Origin of the sequence: Halomonas sp. 3A7M (genome assembly GCF_014897875.1) — a bacterium.
In the GTDB taxonomy this organism is placed as follows: Bacteria; Pseudomonadota; Gammaproteobacteria; order Pseudomonadales; family Halomonadaceae; genus Vreelandella.
In genome coordinates this window covers 85,027-101,147 of record NZ_JABUZD010000066.1, presented here as the reverse complement: position 1 = coordinate 101,147, position 16,121 = coordinate 85,027, and the positions used below count along the sequence as shown (strand labels likewise).

General features: G+C 55.2%; 14 protein-coding genes. 9 read left to right on the top strand and 5 right to left on the bottom strand.

The window, feature by feature from the left end; translation table 11 throughout:
- Positions 1–133: 133 nt before the first annotated feature.
- Positions 134–1,084: an agmatinase gene (gene speB, locus INT19_RS05900; RefSeq protein ID WP_095603720.1), complete on the bottom strand. Its 951-nt coding sequence runs from the start codon at positions 1,082–1,084 to the stop codon at positions 134–136.
- A 199-nt stretch (positions 1,085–1,283) separates the two neighbouring features.
- Between speB and INT19_RS05895 the strand changes: the two genes are divergently transcribed.
- The 5 genes from INT19_RS05895 (at position 1,284) to INT19_RS05875 (ending at position 7,038) form a co-directional block, all read left to right on the top strand.
- On the top strand, positions 1,284–2,696 hold the full coding sequence (locus INT19_RS05895; RefSeq protein WP_193060093.1) for a sigma-54 interaction domain-containing protein: 1,413 nt from the start codon (positions 1,284–1,286) through the stop codon (positions 2,694–2,696).
- A 114-nt stretch (positions 2,697–2,810) separates the two neighbouring features.
- Positions 2,811–3,941: an ABC transporter ATP-binding protein gene (locus INT19_RS05890; protein WP_193060092.1), complete on the top strand. Its 1,131-nt coding sequence runs from the start codon at positions 2,811–2,813 to the stop codon at positions 3,939–3,941.
- A gap of 29 nt (positions 3,942–3,970) precedes the next feature.
- Positions 3,971–5,251, top strand: coding sequence for an ABC transporter substrate-binding protein (locus tag INT19_RS05885; protein ID WP_193060091.1), 1,281 nt, complete (start codon positions 3,971–3,973; stop codon positions 5,249–5,251).
- Between the two features lie 63 nt (positions 5,252–5,314).
- Positions 5,315–6,199, top strand: a complete 885-nt coding sequence (locus INT19_RS05880; protein WP_193060090.1) for a carbohydrate ABC transporter permease — start codon at positions 5,315–5,317, stop codon at positions 6,197–6,199.
- A complete protein-coding gene (locus tag INT19_RS05875) occupies positions 6,196–7,038 on the top strand; it encodes a carbohydrate ABC transporter permease (protein WP_193060089.1) in 843 nt (280 codons plus the stop codon). The genes INT19_RS05880 and INT19_RS05875 overlap by 4 nt, the downstream gene beginning before the upstream one ends.
- Before the next feature lie 309 nt (positions 7,039–7,347).
- Here INT19_RS05875 and INT19_RS05870 read toward each other — a convergent pair whose 3' ends face one another.
- From INT19_RS05870 to INT19_RS05860, 3 genes are all read right to left on the bottom strand, one after another.
- Positions 7,348–8,448 carry an alpha/beta hydrolase gene (locus INT19_RS05870; RefSeq protein WP_193060088.1) on the bottom strand — a complete coding sequence of 367 codons (1,101 nt, stop codon included), beginning with the start codon at positions 8,446–8,448 and terminating at the stop codon, positions 7,348–7,350.
- Between the two features lie 188 nt (positions 8,449–8,636).
- Positions 8,637–9,176: a cyclophilin-like fold protein gene (locus INT19_RS19395; protein WP_226912314.1), complete on the bottom strand. Its 540-nt coding sequence runs from the start codon at positions 9,174–9,176 to the stop codon at positions 8,637–8,639.
- A 35-nt stretch (positions 9,177–9,211) separates the two neighbouring features.
- Positions 9,212–10,426 (bottom strand): MFS transporter, encoded by a 1,215-nt coding sequence (locus tag INT19_RS05860; protein WP_226912313.1) that lies wholly within the window; start codon positions 10,424–10,426, stop codon positions 9,212–9,214.
- A 133-nt stretch (positions 10,427–10,559) separates the two neighbouring features.
- On the opposite strand from INT19_RS05860, the gene INT19_RS05855 reads away from it, so the two are divergent.
- Together INT19_RS05855 and recQ are read left to right on the top strand one after the other, a co-directional pair.
- On the top strand, positions 10,560–11,453 hold the full coding sequence (locus tag INT19_RS05855) for a LysR family transcriptional regulator (RefSeq protein ID WP_193060087.1): 894 nt from the start codon (positions 10,560–10,562) through the stop codon (positions 11,451–11,453).
- Between the two features lie 128 nt (positions 11,454–11,581).
- Positions 11,582–13,714, top strand: coding sequence for a DNA helicase RecQ (gene recQ / locus INT19_RS05850; protein ID WP_193060107.1), 2,133 nt, complete (start codon positions 11,582–11,584; stop codon positions 13,712–13,714).
- Between the two features lie 10 nt (positions 13,715–13,724).
- Here recQ and mtnA read toward each other — a convergent pair whose 3' ends face one another.
- Entirely contained in the window at positions 13,725–14,735 is a 1,011-nt protein-coding gene (mtnA, locus tag INT19_RS05845) for an S-methyl-5-thioribose-1-phosphate isomerase (protein WP_193060086.1), read from the bottom strand.
- A 111-nt stretch (positions 14,736–14,846) separates the two neighbouring features.
- On the opposite strand from mtnA, the gene mtnB reads away from it, so the two are divergent.
- On the top strand, positions 14,847–15,437 hold the full coding sequence (mtnB, locus tag INT19_RS05840; protein WP_193060085.1) for a methylthioribulose 1-phosphate dehydratase: 591 nt from the start codon (positions 14,847–14,849) through the stop codon (positions 15,435–15,437).
- A complete protein-coding gene (mtnC, locus tag INT19_RS05835) occupies positions 15,434–16,120 on the top strand; it encodes an acireductone synthase (protein ID WP_193060084.1) in 687 nt (228 codons plus the stop codon). The genes mtnB and mtnC overlap by 4 nt, the downstream gene beginning before the upstream one ends.
- Position 16,121: the final 1 nt, after the last annotated feature.

Genomic DNA, 16,121 nt, shown 5'->3' with positions numbered 1-16,121 from the left:
GTTCACCTATTGGAAGTGATTATTGGAGGTGGGCTGGTGGCTTCCTGGCAGGCAATAAGCAGCCTGCCATTTCTCTGACCATTAGCGCTTTGTCAGGTAAGCGCTTTTTATTTATGAGCTATTTCAGGACAGCTTAATCACTGTGTTTCACGCCCGGCAGCACGCAGAGCATTTCGTACAGCAGTGTGGCGCCCATCAATGCGGTATTACCGCTGGGGTCATAAGGAGGCGACACTTCCACTAGATCACAGCCGACGATGTTCAAGCCTGCCGCACCGCGCACAATTTCCAGCCCTTGCGCTGAGGTCAGTCCGCCCATCTCTACCGTTCCCGTTCCTGGCGCAACGGAAGGATCCAAGCCATCGATATCGAAGCTGATATAGACAGGCACATCGCCCATCTGCTCGCGCACTTCTTCCATCAAGGGAGCAAGCGAGCGATGCCAGCACTCTTCAGCGGGAACAACGCGGAAACCCTGGCTTCGGCACCAATCAAAATCTTCGGCTGCGTAACCGGTACCACGAAGGCCAATTTGCACCACTTTGCCGTGGGCTAACAGGCCTTCTTCCTGAGCACGGCGAAACGGCGTGCCATGAGCAATTGGCTCACCGAACATGTGCTCGTTCACATCGGCATGGGCATCGATATGGATCAGCCCCACTGGCCCATGCTTTTTGGCAATGGCACGTAAAATGGGCAGTGTCAGGGTGTGTTCGCCACCCAACGTTAGCGGAATGCAGTTGTGTTTAAGCACGTCATCATAAAAGGCCGTGATGATGTCGACGCTTTTGGGCAGGTGAAACGTGTTGATGGGCACGTCACCGATATCGGCCACTTGTAAACTTTCAAACGGGGCGGCGCGGGTCGCCATGTTATAGGGTCGCAGCATGCGAGATTCATCACGAATCTGGCGTGGGCCAAGACGCGTACCAGGCCGGTTAGACGTACCAATATCCATTGGAATACCGATAAAAGCAGCATCTAAGCCAGCAGCACTTTCCTGAGTGGGTAAACGCATCATAGTGGCTGGCCCACCAAAGCGCGGCATACTATTGCCCCCAAGCGGCTGGTTAAAATCAGACATACAGATCTCCTTGGCGTTGTTCATGTTGTAGCTCGGAATAACAACTACATTGCACAGAACATGCCAAGTCTCTAAACGCCCTAATAATAGGGCTTTCAGCCATTATTGATGCAGTAATGAATCAAAATCACGTACACTTAAGTCATCTATGCATCATTGATGCAAAAATGAATTACAGGTTACTCAAGAGACAATCGCTGTGAGTGAAATCGATAAGTGCGTGCTAAAAACCATTGTAGAAACCGCCAACGATCACTTCTTCATCGTCAGCGGAGAGGGTCGAGTGCTTGATATCAGCCCCGGCGCTGAGGCTGTTTATGGCGCGCCCCGGGAAGAATTGCTAGGTAGTAGCGTTTACCAGCTTCAGCAAGCAGGCATTTTGAAGCCATCCATCACCTTAGAAGTGATGCGCACCCACCAGCCGGCCCAACTTATGCAGGTAACAGGCACCGGGCGCCGTGTGATAGCTCAAGCCTACCCTGTCTTTGTGAATGGGAAGTTAGAGCGTGTTATCAGCCGCTCCAGAGACTTAACCGACTTACAGCTCCTACAAGACGAATATGCGCTACTCCAGAAACGCTTTAGTGAGCACTTAAAACGTAGCCAAGCAGCCCACGGTGCCGAGGAACAAGCGCTGGACGACGCGCTGGATAACTTGCAGGCGCGAAGCCACGTTATGCGTGAAGTCGCCTTGCTTCTCAAACGGGTCGCCCCCTCGGACGCTAATGTATTGATGCTGGGAGAGTCGGGCGTGGGAAAAACCGCGTTTGCCAAACAGTTGCACCGTTGGAGCCAACGCCATAACCATCCCTTTATTGAGGTTAACTGTGCGGCCATTCCCGAAAACTTATTTGAGTCTGAGATGTTTGGCTATCAGCCCGGCGCGTTCAGCGGCGCGGCTCGCCAAGGAAAAGCAGGCTTACTAGAGCAAGCGGAAGGTGGCACGCTGTTTCTCGATGAAATCGGTGAGCTTCCCTTATTAATGCAAACCAAACTATTAAAAGTTATCCAGGACGGAAGCCTTACCCGGTTAGGCGATACACGACCGCGCAAAGTGGACTTTCGCTTAGTTGTCGCCACAAATCAGAATCTAGCTAAACAAGTAGAAGCGGGCCTATTTCGCCTGGATCTTTACTACCGTCTCAACGTCATACCGGTCACACTTCCCCCTTTGCGCGACCGCCGAGAAGATATTCCTGATCTCGTGGAAGCCTGTTTGAAGCGCCTTAACCAACGCTATGGGCGGCAAAAAATCCTGGGCAATCCAGTATGGTCAACGTTAATGGGAAGCGACTGGCCAGGTAACGTCCGCGAGCTTGAAAACTGGTTGGAAAGAGCTTGGCTATCCAGCCCAACGGATCAAATTGAAGCACCTAGCCTTCCTACGCAGCAGCCCCCTGCTAATCTGCCGCAAACGTCAATCTCTTCGCCAATAGCCGCCTTAGCCCCCGAAGAAACCCTAAAGCAGTACCTCGCCAGACTAGAGCGCGAGACACTGGAAGCGTTGAGCAAAACGCTTCCCAGCACGTACGCCATCGCTGAACGGCTGGGGATTAGCCAATCCAGCGTGGTGCGCAGGCTTCAGCGTTACGGCATCAAAGTCACCAAGTGAATTTTCCGCTTGACACAACGGCTGTCATCAACCATCCATGTAAGTGTCATACAACGGCAACACCTTCAACACAAGCTGAACCAATAACAACCAACAGCCGGTGATGTGTGTGCTATGTCAAACCAATCGCGTATTCGCTTGGAACGCGTCACTAAACGTTGGGACGCGACTACTGCCGTCGATGACATCTCTTTCGACGTCACGCCTGGGCAATTTGTCATTCTGCTCGGCCCTTCAGGCTGTGGTAAATCCACCACGCTGCGCATGATCGCGGGCCTGGAAGAGGCCAGCGACGGGCGTATTCATATCGGCGAGCGCGACGTTACCCGCCTGCCGCCCGGCGACCGTGGGCTGAGCATGGTGTTTCAGTCCTACGCGCTGTTTCCGCATTTGAGCGTTGCCGACAACATCGTTTTTGGCCTGCGCAGCCGCAAGGTACCCAAAGATGAGCAGCGCCAGCGACTGGCTAAGGTCGCCGAACTGGTTGATTTAACCGATTACCTAGACCGCAAACCTGCGCAACTTTCCGGCGGCCAACGCCAACGGGTTGCCTTGGCGCGCTCGATTATTTCCGAACACCCGATCTGCCTGATGGATGAACCGCTATCCAACCTGGACGCTCGGCTGCGCAGCGACATGCGTAGGGAAATCAAAGCACTACAAAGTCGCCTGACTATGACGGTGATTTACGTCACCCACGACCAAGTGGAAGCGATGAGCATGGGCGATCGTGTGATTCTGATGCAGCACGGCAAAATCGTCCAGGACGGCACCCCCGACGAGCTTTATAACCGCCCCGCTAGCGCTTTTGCCGCCAGTTTTATTGGCAGCCCCGCCATGAACCTGCTGCCACTAGTAGCCGGCAAAGATGGTGCCGTTATCGAAGGCGAACCAAGTACCCCCGTAGCCCCCTTGGACGCCGCTGGCGGACATTTGGGCATCCGCCCGGAAGATATCGAACTGCGCATCGCACCAGGTTCCGGCGTGCCCGCTAACGTATTAAGTGAAGAGTATCTGGGAGCGGACACCATTGCTTATGTGGCAGTGGGGGCGCACACCCTACGCGTGCGGCTTAGCGGCAAGCAGGCACTGACAGGTCAGCCATGCAGCCTCTACTGGACGTCACAGAATACACACCTTTTCGATGCTGAAGGCCTGCGGCGGGATGACCTAACGACGCTCCCCTTACCCAGCTCATCTCGAAGCGTTCCTCGCCCACCGGCGGTGGGCTCTTTCCAACACTGACAGCAGTATTGACACTTGCGGAGTCTCTTATGCGTTTGCGTACCCCTTTTGCAATGACCGCCCTGGCAGCGGGCTTGTTAAGCGCCGCCCAGGTAAGCGCGGATAGCGTCGATCTGACCATGTACTACCCGGTCGCAGTGGGCGGTGCACTCACCGACGTCGTTGATACTCTGGTGGAAGAGTTTGAAAGCGAATACCCCGATATCAATGTGGAAGCGATCTACGCCGGTAACTACGACGACACCCGCGTGCGCGCCATGTCGGCGATGGAAGCGGGCGAAACGCCGCAGCTGTCGGTCATGTTCTCCATCGATCTTTACGAGCTGATTGAGCAGAACGCCATCGTCGCCTTTGATGACTTGGTCGAAACCGATGAAGAGCGCGAATGGCTCGATGGCTTCTACCCAGGGCTGATGGAAAATGGCCAACTGGATGGCAAAACCTACGGCATCCCCTTCCAGCGCTCCACCATCGTACTGTTCTGGAACAAAGACGCTTTTGAAGCCGCTGGCCTAGACCCCGAAACGCCCCCAGAAAACTGGCAAGAGATGGCCGAGATGGCCGCTACCGTGCGCGAAGCCTCCAACGGCGAGCAGTGGGGCGTGATGGTGCCATCGACTGGCTACCCCTATTGGATGTTCCAGGCCTTTGCTTTTCAGAACGGCCACCGGCTAATGAGCGAAGATGGCACCGAGGTCTACTTCGACGACCCCGCAGCGGTTGAAGCGCTGGAGTACTGGGTATCGTTAGCCACCGAGCACAATGCCATGCCTGACGGCACCATTGAGTGGGGCACCCTGCGCCAGAACTTCCTTGAAGAGTCCACGGCAATGATGTGGCACACCACGGGCAACCTGACCGCGGTACGCAGCGAAGCCAATTTTGATTTTGGCGTCGCTATGCTGCCGATGAAAACCCAGCGTGGCAGCCCCACCGGTGGCGGTAACTTCTACATTTTTGAAGATACGACAGAAGAAGAGCAGCGCGCAGCGATGACCTTTATTCGCTGGATGACCGCTCCCGAGCGCGCCGCTGCTTGGTCGATTGAAACCGGCTATATGGGCGTTAGCCCCGCTGCCTACGAAACCGACGCGCTGCAAGGCTATGTGGAAGAGTTCCCACCTGCCGCGGTTGCCCGCAACCAGCTTGAGCATGGCACGGCAGAGCTTTCCACTTATCAGGGTGGCCGCATTCGCCGCGCACTGGATAACGCCGTGCAAGCAGCGCTGACCGGCCAAATGACAGCGCAAGAAGCGCTTAGCCAAGCGCAGCAAGAGGCCGATAGCGTGTTACGCCGCTACGCCCGCTAATCGTTAGCCATTTTACTATTCGCCGGGGCGCGCCCCGGCTTTTTCAACGTGCGGTACGTCACTATGTCATTCACCAACCACCGCAAAATGCAGCTCTACGGCGCGCTTCTGCTACTGCCAGCTGCGCTACTGCTAACGACGTTTGCTTATTTACCGACCGTAACAACGGTCATTAACAGCCTGTTTTTACCCGGCTTTCGCGGTGCACCCACTGAATTCGTCGGCCTTGAAAATTATCAGGTGTTGTTCGATGACCCGACGTTTTGGAAAGTAGCGCGTAACAACTTAATCTACGCCATCGGTACGATTCCTACGTCTATCGCGCTGGCTTTGGGTATGGCGCTATTCGTCAATGGCAAGCTTCGCGGGCGGGGCTTTGTGCGTATGGCCTACTTTACGCCGACGATTCTCCCCATGATCGCCGCAGCCAATATCTGGATGTTTTTCTACGCGCCGCAGATCGGCCTATTCAATAAATTGCTCGGTATGCTGGGCTTATCCGGAGTGAACTGGCTGGGCGATCCAAGCCTTGCTTTCAGCTCGGTGATCGTGATGTCGGTGTGGAAAGAAGCCGGCTTTTTTATGATCTTCTACTTGGCGGCGCTACAGAGCATGCCACCCGAGTTAAAAGAGGCCGCTGATTTAGAGGGCACTAGCCGCTGGAGCTTTTTCTGGCGGGTGACATTTCCGCTACTCATGCCCACCACGCTGTTTGTGCTCATCAATGCGCTGATTAACTCGGTGCGGGTCGTGGATCACCTATTTATCTTGACCAAGGGCGGGCCCAATAACGCCACCAACCTGCTGCTCTACTACGTTTACGAGAATGCGTTCTCGTTCTTTGATCGCACCACGGCAGCCACCATTACGGTGGTGATTCTGCTGGTGCTCGCGGTAGTGGCCACGCTTAAGTTCACGATTTTAGATCGCAGGACGCACTATCAATGAATACGACCACTGCCTATGCGCCCCGCTCCCGATTCTTCTCAATTCCAGCGCTGGAAACCGTGGCCGCGTGGCTACTGGCGATTATTTGGATTTTTCCGCTGCTGTATGCCTTTTGGGCCGCTTTCCACCCCAGCGAGTTTATGGTCAACTTTGCGCTCTTCGCCCCGCTGACGCTGGAGAACTTCACTAACGCCTGGTCTCAAGCGCCTTTTGCGCGCTACTACCTGAACACCTTTGCACTGGTGACAGGGGTGGTGATTGGTCAGTTTGTAGTCTGTACCCTGGCGGCGTTTGCCTTTGCGCGCTTTCCGATTCCCGGCAAGAACGTTCTGTTTATGCTGGTGCTAATTCAGCTCTTTGTATTCCCAGAAGTGTTAATTGTCGAGAACTACCGCATCGCCAGTGAGCTGGGGCTAATCAACACCATCACCGGAATTGGCTTACCTTACGTAGCCAGCGCCCTGGGTATATTTCTGCTCCGCCAAACCTTTAAAACCATTCCAAGGGAGCTGGAAGACGCCGCCCGCATCGAAGGCTGCAACTGGCTGGAAATTTTGTGGAAGGTGTACGTACCGCTAGCCAAGCCCACTTACCTTGCTTACGGGCTGGTCTCGATTAGCCACCACTGGAATAACTTTATCTGGCCATTAGTGGTGACCAACTCGGTAGAGAGCCGCCCGCTAACGGTAGGGTTAGGGGTATTTTCCGCGCCCGAAACTGGGGTTAACTGGGCGACCGTTAGCGCTGCGACGCTGTTAAGCATCGCCCCGCTGCTAGTCGCTTTCCTGCTCTTTCAGCGTCAGTTTGTCCAGTCGTTTTTACGGGCAGGAATTCGCTAATCGAAGACCTAATGACACTCTAGTGATGATTAACAACGCTTTGCTTTTAGCTCACTCCCACCACACGCTAAATCGCTGTTCACTATCATCAAGCAAGATGGGCTCACCTATTATGGGCGTCAAATGGATGTAGGCCCAGCGTGGGTCGTACTGACCGACTAAGTCAACCCCATCAAAGCGCTAGCCAGCCTCGGCAAAGTGAGGACCATAGCCACTGTCTCCACCGAAGGAATATCGCCATCCGGGCGCAGCCCCTCACTACTGGAACGAAAATTCTCAATGAGAACGCAAGCTGCCTCGACGTGGCGTTTACTTCAGATGTTCGTCAAAGAACTCTGCCAGCCGATCAAACGGTATCTTATCCATTTGATCATACAGATCAGTATGGCTTGCATCCTCAATGATCAGAAGCTCCTTGGGCGCCGCGGCAGCTGCATAGGCGGTTTCACTGAAGTAGCGCGAGTGCGCGTTTTCGCCATGAATCAACAGAAGGGGGCGAGGCGAAATTTCATGAATATAGGTCAGCAGCGGCATGTTCATGAACGACAGCGGTGTGGTCTGCGTCCAGGCATTGCCCGAGTTAACTGCACGTACGTGGTACCCACGCGGTGTCATGTAGTAGTCATGGTAGTCGACAAGAAATTGAGCCTCACCACCCTGTAATTCATTGTAAGGCGGTTGATAAGCGGGCCTCCCGTTTTCCGCATCTAACCAACGCTGCCGACTCAACTGCTCCAGTGTTTGCGCCCGCTCCTCGGAAGTCATGCTGTCGTTGTAGCCCCTAGACATGACCCGCGTCATGTCATACATAGTGCTAGCCGCGACAGCCTTAACACGCTTATCCACAGCGACAGCATTCAATGCCATCCCCCCCCAACCGCAAATACCTATGACCCCAATACATTCTTGATCAACGTAGGGCTGCAAACCAATAAAGTCTACTGCGGCACTAAAGTCTTCAGTATTGATGTCAGGCGAGGCAATGTTGCGTGGCTCTCCGCCACTTTCGCCGGTATAAGATGGATCGAAAGCCAGCGTAACGAAACCGCGCTCAGCCAATGTTTGCGCATATAGACCGGAGGACTGCTCTTTCACTGCGCCGAACGGGCCACCGATAACAATAGCCGCCAATTGTTCATTAATACGACTTTTCGGTAGGTATAGGTCAGCAACCAGGGTAATGCCATAACGATTCTTGAACGTTACCTTCTCATGATCAACCTGATTGCTTTGCGGAAAAGTCTTGTCCCATTCTTGCGTCATCAATAGGGGCTCCTCGCCTGTGGCAGCCAAGGCGGACTGTGCGCCAAAAAATACTGCTGTACCGGCCAGCAAGGATCCTTCTATGAAGCCCCTGCGCGATGTAATGAACTGGTTACTATCTAATGATTTCGGGGTAGATTCGTTCATGGGTTTCTCCATTACTGGTTGGAGGCTGAGGAAGCCAGGTCAACACCCTGGATATCACTGCGGACACCACGATGCATCTATGGGCCGAGTGTCTCAGTTCCTGGTGAGTGCGAGGTGCGAACCTATCGGCCAGTGAGGCACTAGAGCGGAAGGCTTAATCAAGATCGTGGTCTTCATGGATTCGCAATCTAGTTCATGGAAAAATCGATTCGCACACTATCTCTTCCTAGAGCCTGGATCAGGCCGTCAGTGTCATCTACGCGACCAAGATGCGTGTAGGAGTAAGTCGAATCGAACGTCAAATAGAAGACAACCAGCGTCTTCGTTCCATATAACATGAGATCGCCGTTGTGGATCGTGCCGGGGCGGCTTGCGTTCGTCGGCAGTGCTTGAGGCAGATCTGCGTATTTCTCGTTGCCATGTAGGTCGCCCATATCCATCGAGATCGGCAGCAGCGCAGCAAACGCATGAGCTGCTTCAGTGCCGGCCAGCGTGATGGAGAAACGGCGTTCGCCGACGGTCATCCACATGCGAGATTCCTCCGGTTGTACAGTGGCTGTTGCGGCGGCAGTGGACGGTTCTGACGTCGCGGAATGAGCCGCGTTGCCTCCACCAAGCGCAAACGCAAACAGGGCGAGTCCCCAATAAGTCCGCAGGCCATGCACTCGGCGATTTTTGATGGCCGGGTGACGGCAACTGCTTTGATTGGCTCTAAGGCTCGTGGTCATGGGTTTCTCCTGGCGTGACGTCCGGCTCATACCGCTTACCGGACTTGCGATCTTGAGGTCATAAAGGCGAGGAAAGCCGCGAACAACAACACGGCAGAACTTGCCACAAAGGTGCTCCGGTAGCCTGCCGAATCGAACAGTAGACCGCCTACGGTTGATCCCAGCGCGATGGATAACTGAATTACCGCTACCATCAACCCACCGCCGACTTCGGCATTTTCTGGCACGGATTTAGCGAGCCATGCCCACCAACCCACGGGCGCTGCCGTAGACACTAATCCCCAGAATCCCAGCAGAACAAAGGCCACGGCGACCGAGCTACCGAAGGCGACTAACGCCAACGCGGTGGCCGCCATTAACAGCGGAATAACAACCAATATCCGGTACAACCCTTTTTTAATAAATCCACCGATCAGCATGGTACCGACCAACCCGGCAATCCCCAGTACCAACAGGATCAGCGAAAGCATCGGCACATCAACACCGGTGACGGTTTCAAGAAAGGGACGAACATAAGTGAACAGTGCGAACTGCCCCATAAAGAAAATGCCCACCGCCATCATCCCTAAAAACACTAGGGGATCCTTCAACAGCGTGAATACGTTGCCAGCACCGTTCGCCTGTGGAGTCGCTTTCATGGAGGGCAAACTGATCCATTGCCAAACCATGGCAACAAACGCCACTGGCACTAGGAAAAAGAACGTCCCACGCCAACCAATCATTCCGCCCAAATAGCTGCCTAACGGAGCAGCGACCACCACCGCGAGCGCATTGCCCCCGTTAAAAATCGCCAATGCTTTGGGAACACTATCAGCAGGCACTAATCGCATGGCGACTGCCGCAGACATCGACCAGAAGCCACCCACAACAACACCAATCAGTGCCCGCCCCACCATGTACATCGTGTAGTTAGTCGCCAACCCAACGATTAGCCCAGAGACACTCATCAGTGCCGTTAAAATAAGCAGCAAGTTTTTTCGGTCGATTCCGCCTGCGAGTTTTGAAATCGATAGGCTGGTTAAGACCGCAAAGGCTCCCGAGATAGCAATGCCGTAGCCTGCCAGCCCTTCCGTGACGCGTAGGTCGTTAGCAATGGGAGTTAGCAAACTAACCGGCATAAATTCCGAGGCGATCAACGCAAAGACACAGAGCGTCATCGCAAAAACACCGCTCCAATAAGCAGGCTGCGATTTATTTTCCTGCTGAGTAACGCGATTGGTAGGTGCGGTGTCAGAAGCTAGTGTGCTCAAAACGTCTTCCCTCAAGCAGTGAATGGTTAAGGTGAATGTCGAATAACCTTCTTTTACTGAACACATATTGACATCAGCCTTCCATTTTGATTAGTGGGGATAATGTTTATGAACCTGTGAGTAAAATTCAGCAATGGCAAATTCGAGAATCGATGACCTACAGGCTTTTCTCGCCGTGGCACGAGACCAAAGCTTTACCAAAGCAGCTGCCAAGCTGGGAGTGACGCCATCAGCCTTAAGTCATCGTATGAAATCCCTAGAGCAGCGCCTTGGGCTGCGATTACTGGCCCGCACTACAAGAAATGTCGCACCAACGGAAGCGGGTGAGCGGCTGATACAGTCGCTTACACCTCTTTTTGATCAGATTGCAATGGAAGTAGAGGCGTTAGGAGAGTTGCGTGACAAACCAGCAGGAACCATCCGCATATCGTGTACCGATGATCAGATTGCGCTTTGCTTGAGGCCAAAAATGGCCGAGTTTCTGGAAAATTATCCTGACGTCACCATTGAGCTCTATGTGGATTACGGGTTTACCAACGTGGTGACAGAGCGATTTGATGCCGGTATACGCCTTGGCGAAGCGATTAGCCAAGATATGATTGCGATTCCGCTCAGCCCTGAAATGCGCTTGGTGGTAGTGGGTTCAACGGAATATTTTAATCAACATCCCGAACCTCAAACACCTTATGAGCTGACCCAGCACGCCTGTGTGGATATTCGCCACAGGCCCGATGGAGCAATCTATGCCTGGGAGTTTGAAAAGGAAGGTAAGGAGTTCACCGTCAAGGGCCAGGGACAGCTCGTCTTCAACAGTATCGTTCATGTACTTAATGCGGCTTTGGATGGGATCGGTCTAGCTTACGTACCAGAGGCTTTAGCCGCTCCTTACCTTGCAAATGGTCGGCTCAAAAAGGTATTGACCGACTGGTCGCCCTATTTTTCTGGCTTTCACCTGTACTACCCGAACCGTCGACAGTCTTCGCCTGCCTTCTCGGCATTTGTCGATACATTTCGCCATAAAGAGTAGCAACCTCGCTGGATTGCTTTGAGTCACCATGAGGCTGGACATATTCTCAGCGTCGGCATTCGCGAAACAAACTCCCTTGAATTTTCGTGCGACAATTCTCCCTCAAGCACGAGACAAGGAGAGCATTAATGCACGGCGCCCCCCATCCAGCAGCCCTCAAGGTACTGCAGGAAGTATTTGGCTACGATAGCTTTCGCGGCCCGCAGCAGGCCATCATTGAGCATGTAATTGCTGGGGGCGATGCGCTGGTGCTGATGCCCACCGGCGGTGGCAAGTCGCTGTGCTATCAGATCCCTGCCCTGCTGCGCGAAGGCACTGCGATTGTGGTCTCGCCGCTGATCGCGCTAATGCAGGATCAGGTGGCGGCGCTTGAGCAGAACGGGGTCAGGGCGGCTTACCTGAATTCCAGTCTCGATTATCACGAGGCAGTCGAGGTGGAGAACCGACTGCGAAATGGCGAGTTGGATCTGCTCTATGTTGCACCCGAGCGGCTGGCCACAGCGCGTATGCAGATGCTGCTAGAACAGACCCGAATCGCGCTGTTCGCCATTGATGAAGCCCACTGCGTCTCCCAGTGGGGTCACGACTTTCGCCCCGAATATCGCCAGCTCTCCCACCTGCAGCAGCGTTTTCCCCAGGTGCCGCGCATCGCCCTGACCGCCACTGCCGATGTGCCCACCCGGGGCGATATCATAGAGCATCTGCAGCTCCACGAGGCGGCGCTTTACAACAGCGGCTTTGACCGGCCCAACATTCGCTACCATATCGCCGAGAATCAGGGTAACGCCAAGGAACAGCTGCTGCGCTTTATTCGCGAGCACCACGATGGTGAGGCGGGCATTGTGTACTGCCTTTCCCGGCGCAAGGTGGAGGAAACCGCCGCCTGGCTGGAACGCCAGGGGCTGACCGCACTGCCTTACCACGCGGGGCTTCCTGCCGAGCAGCGCCAGCAACACCAAACCCGCTTTCTGCGTGACGATGGCGTGGTGGTAGTGGCCACCATCGCCTTCGGCATGGGCATCGACAAGCCGGACGTGCGCTTTGTCGCCCACCTCAACCTGCCCAAAAGCATCGAAGCCTACTACCAAGAGACTGGCCGTGCCGGGCGCGACGGCCTGCCCGCCGATGCCTGGATGGCCTACGGGCTTCAGGATGTAATCACCCTGCGCCAGATGCAGCAGGACTCCAGCGCCGCCGACCAGCAAAAGCGCATCGAGCAGCAGAAACTCGACGCCATGCTGGGGCTTTGCGAAATCATCAGTTGCCGACGCCAGGCGCTTCTCCACTACTTTGGCGACCCTCTGGACACGCCCTGCGGCAACTGCGACAACTGCCTGACCCCGCCCGACACTTGGGAGGCCACCGTGGCGGCACAAAAAGCGCTGTCGTGTGTCTACCGCACCGAACAGCGCTTCGGCGTGACCTATCTCGTGGACGTGTTGTTGGGCAAAAGCAACGAGCGTATCACCCGCTTTGGCCACGACAAGATCAGCACCTTTGGCATTGGCGGCGACCTTGCGGCCAACGAATGGAAGGCGCTGTTTCGCCAATTGATTGCGAGCGGTTTGCTAAGCGTGGATATGGAAGGTCATGGCGGGATTCGCTTAACGGCCAACGCCAAGCCAGTACTGCGTGGCGAACAGTCGCTAACCCTGCGTAAGCCAAGTAAGGCCAAGGCCGCCCGGCGCAGCAGCAAGGGCGCTTCGGTAGCGCAAGGCCACGGCGCGCTGTGGGAAGCCCTGCGCCAGCACCGCAAGGCACTTGCCGAAGCCCAGGGCGTGCCTGCCTATGTAATCTTCCACGATGCCACTCTGGCCGAACTGGTCGAACAGAAACCCCAAAGCCTAGAGGCACTGGGCGCGATCTCAGGTATCGGTGCGCGCAAGCTGGCGGATTACGGCGAGGATTTTCTGGCCGTTATTCTTGCGCACCAGGAAATCCATCAAGACACCCCGTCCGTGGGCAGCAGTGCCTTGGAATCCGCCGCCTTGCTGCACAAGGGATTAACACCTGAGGAAGTCGCCGAGAAGCGCAGCCTGGCCGCCAACACCATTTATCGCCACCTGAGTGATGTGATTCAAAGCGGCGGGCTGGCGCTGGAAGAGGTCATCAACTTGAATCCCGTAACCCTGGAGCAGATCCGCACCACCTTTGCGCACTATCCAGACCAAGGGCTGAAAGTGGTTTTCGAGGCACTGGAAGGGCGTATCGATTACCCCATCCTACACTGCGTACGGGCATCTCTGGCGGCACCACGTTAGCGCGGCGGCGTTATCGGCAATGCTCGCCCCGGGCAATGGCGGCGGCATCAAACACGCCGGTATCCAAAATCCAGGCGGTGACCAGTTTGGCGGGTGTCACATCAAAGGCAGGGTTCCACACGGGGGCATCCTCGGGAGCCCAGACAACATCACCAAAAGCGCCTGAAACACCACGAATTTCTGCCGCATCACGCTGTTCAATCGGAATGCCCGCGCCAGTGGCACAAGCGGGATCAACCGTAGTGTAGGGAGCCACCACATAGAACGGCACCTGGTGGTAGTGAGCGATCACCGCCAGCATGTAAGTACCTACTTTGTTGGCGAAATCACCGTTGGCGCAAATGCGGTCGGCACCAACCATGACTTTATCGACTTTCCCTGCGGCCATTAAGCTCGCGGCCATGCTGTCAGCAATCAATTGATAGGGAATGGCTAAGTCAGCCATTTCCCAGGCGGTTAAACGGCCGCCTTGCAGCAACGGGCGGGTTTCATCCACATACACATGCAGCGTCACACCGCGCTGCTTGGCAACTGCTAGTGCGCCAATGGCGGTGCCAACACCTGCGGTGGCCAACGCGCCGGTATTGCAGTGGGTCAATATGCGGTCGCCTGATTGCAAAAGGTCGGCTCCCCGCTCGGCCATACGCTGGCAAAGCGCGCGGTCTTCTGCAAACAGTTCAGCGGCGCGCTCGGCCAGGGCGTTGACGCCTTGCTCAAAGCAGGCTTCCATGGCATCCAGGCAGTACATCAGGTTCACTGCGGTGGGACGCGTGGCGCGTAAGCGATCACTTACCAACTGCCAATCACTTTGCGGATGACGCGCGGCGTATTGAGCCAGTACGAAAGCGGCGCTCAAACCAATCAGCGGTGCCCCGCGAATCGCTAAGCTTTTTACCGCTACCTGCCACGTTTCTGGCGAGTCACAGCGCACCCACTGTTCCGCCTGGGGCAGTTGGGTTTGATCCAAATACTCAAGGTGGTCGGCATAGACCCGTAAACTGCGTGACTGTAGGTGTGGCATTGCTGGACTCCTTGAGCACTCGAACTTGACTAGCAGAACAACGGCGCGGCTTATCAGGCGCGAAGCTTATCATATAGAATGGCTGCTACTAGATGAGGCGACGCAGATCCTATGATGACGCTACAAACTGAACTGCTGGCCGCCATTTCATGGGCGGCGCAGCAAGGCTGGACACCCGCCACCGGCGGTAACTTTTCCGCCCGTACCGAGGCGGGCTATCTTGTCACCGCTTCTGGCCGGGATAAAACCCGCATTCAAGCCGATGACCTACTGTTATGCGATCTGGATGGCCGAGTACTATCAGGCGACGGTAAGCCGAGTGCAGAAAGTGATCTTCACGCTGCGCTTTATCGGCTAGACCCGACCATCAACTGCGTGCTGCATACCCATACCCTAGCCAGCACTGTGCTGTCACGGCGCTTTCCAAACGGCATTGAGCTAAGTGGCTTTGAAATGCAAAAAGCCTTAGCGGGCAACGTGACTCATGATGCCTCGGTTCTTTTACCTGTGGTACCAAATTCCCAAGATATGGACGAGCTAGCGGAGCATGTACGCCTCGGCTGGCCGATGCCCTGGGGCTTTTTGGTGGCGGGGCACGGTATTTATGCCGTGGGCGATAGCATCGCCAGTTGCCGTCGGCACTTGGAAGCCATTGAATTTTTACTGTCCTGTGTACTTGAAGAGAGCCGGTGGTCTAAATGAGTAACCCAGCTGTTCGCGCCGTTGTAACCGATATCGAAGGCACCACCACGGATATTAACTTCGTACATAAGGTGCTGTTTCCCTACGCCCAGGCCAAACTGCCCGACTTTCTACGCGCGAATGCAGACACACCTGCGGTTGCCGAGCAAATTAGCGCCGTGCGCCGCGAAATGGGCGACGCTAATGCCACACTGGAAGCAGTCATTGCGCAGTTGCTACATTGGATCGAGACTGACCAAAAAGTCACGCCGCTGAAAGCACTGCAAGGTATGGTGTGGGCCGATGGCTATCAGCGTGGCGATTTTAAAGGCCACCTGTATAGCGACGTCGCCCCGGCGCTGCGCCAGTGGCAGCAGGCAGGCAAGGCGCTGTACGTCTACTCGTCAGGTTCCGTGCAGGCTCAGAAGCTGCTGTTTGGCTACAGCGATGAAGGCGACTTAACCCCCCTGTTTAGCGGCTACTTCGACACCCATATTGGCCATAAACGCGAAGCCACGGCCTATCAGCGAATTATCGCTGAGCTTGACCTACCGCCGGAAGCGGTGCTGTTCTTATCGGACGTAGTCGAAGAGCTGGACGCCGCCAAGCAGGCGGGCATGCAAACCCTACAGTTAGTTCGCGAAGGCACCCAGGCGGGCAATAGCCACGCGTGCGTTACCCGCTTTGATGAAATTGCGCTTTAGG

What these genes read in the sequence shown, in the direction of transcription:
- speB (WP_095603720.1), bottom strand. Translation starts at nt 1,084, where the DNA reads ATGTCTGATTTTAACCAGCCGCTTGGGGGCAATAGTATGCCGCGCTTT.
- INT19_RS05890 (WP_193060092.1), top strand. Translation starts at nt 2,811, where the DNA reads ATGTCAAACCAATCGCGTATTCGCTTGGAACGCGTCACTAAACGTTGG.
- INT19_RS05885 (WP_193060091.1), top strand. Translation starts at nt 3,971, where the DNA reads ATGCGTTTGCGTACCCCTTTTGCAATGACCGCCCTGGCAGCGGGCTTG.
- INT19_RS05880 (WP_193060090.1), top strand. Translation starts at nt 5,315, where the DNA reads ATGTCATTCACCAACCACCGCAAAATGCAGCTCTACGGCGCGCTTCTG.
- INT19_RS05875 (WP_193060089.1), top strand. Translation starts at nt 6,196, where the DNA reads ATGAATACGACCACTGCCTATGCGCCCCGCTCCCGATTCTTCTCAATT.
- INT19_RS05870 (WP_193060088.1), bottom strand. Translation starts at nt 8,448, where the DNA reads ATGAACGAATCTACCCCGAAATCATTAGATAGTAACCAGTTCATTACA.
- INT19_RS19395 (WP_226912314.1), bottom strand. Translation starts at nt 9,176, where the DNA reads ATGACCACGAGCCTTAGAGCCAATCAAAGCAGTTGCCGTCACCCGGCC.
- INT19_RS05855 (WP_193060087.1), top strand. Translation starts at nt 10,560, where the DNA reads ATGGCAAATTCGAGAATCGATGACCTACAGGCTTTTCTCGCCGTGGCA.
- recQ (WP_193060107.1), top strand. Translation starts at nt 11,582, where the DNA reads ATGCACGGCGCCCCCCATCCAGCAGCCCTCAAGGTACTGCAGGAAGTA.
- mtnA (WP_193060086.1), bottom strand. Translation starts at nt 14,735, where the DNA reads ATGCCACACCTACAGTCACGCAGTTTACGGGTCTATGCCGACCACCTT.
- mtnB (WP_193060085.1), top strand. Translation starts at nt 14,847, where the DNA reads ATGATGACGCTACAAACTGAACTGCTGGCCGCCATTTCATGGGCGGCG.
- mtnC (WP_193060084.1), top strand. Translation starts at nt 15,434, where the DNA reads ATGAGTAACCCAGCTGTTCGCGCCGTTGTAACCGATATCGAAGGCACC.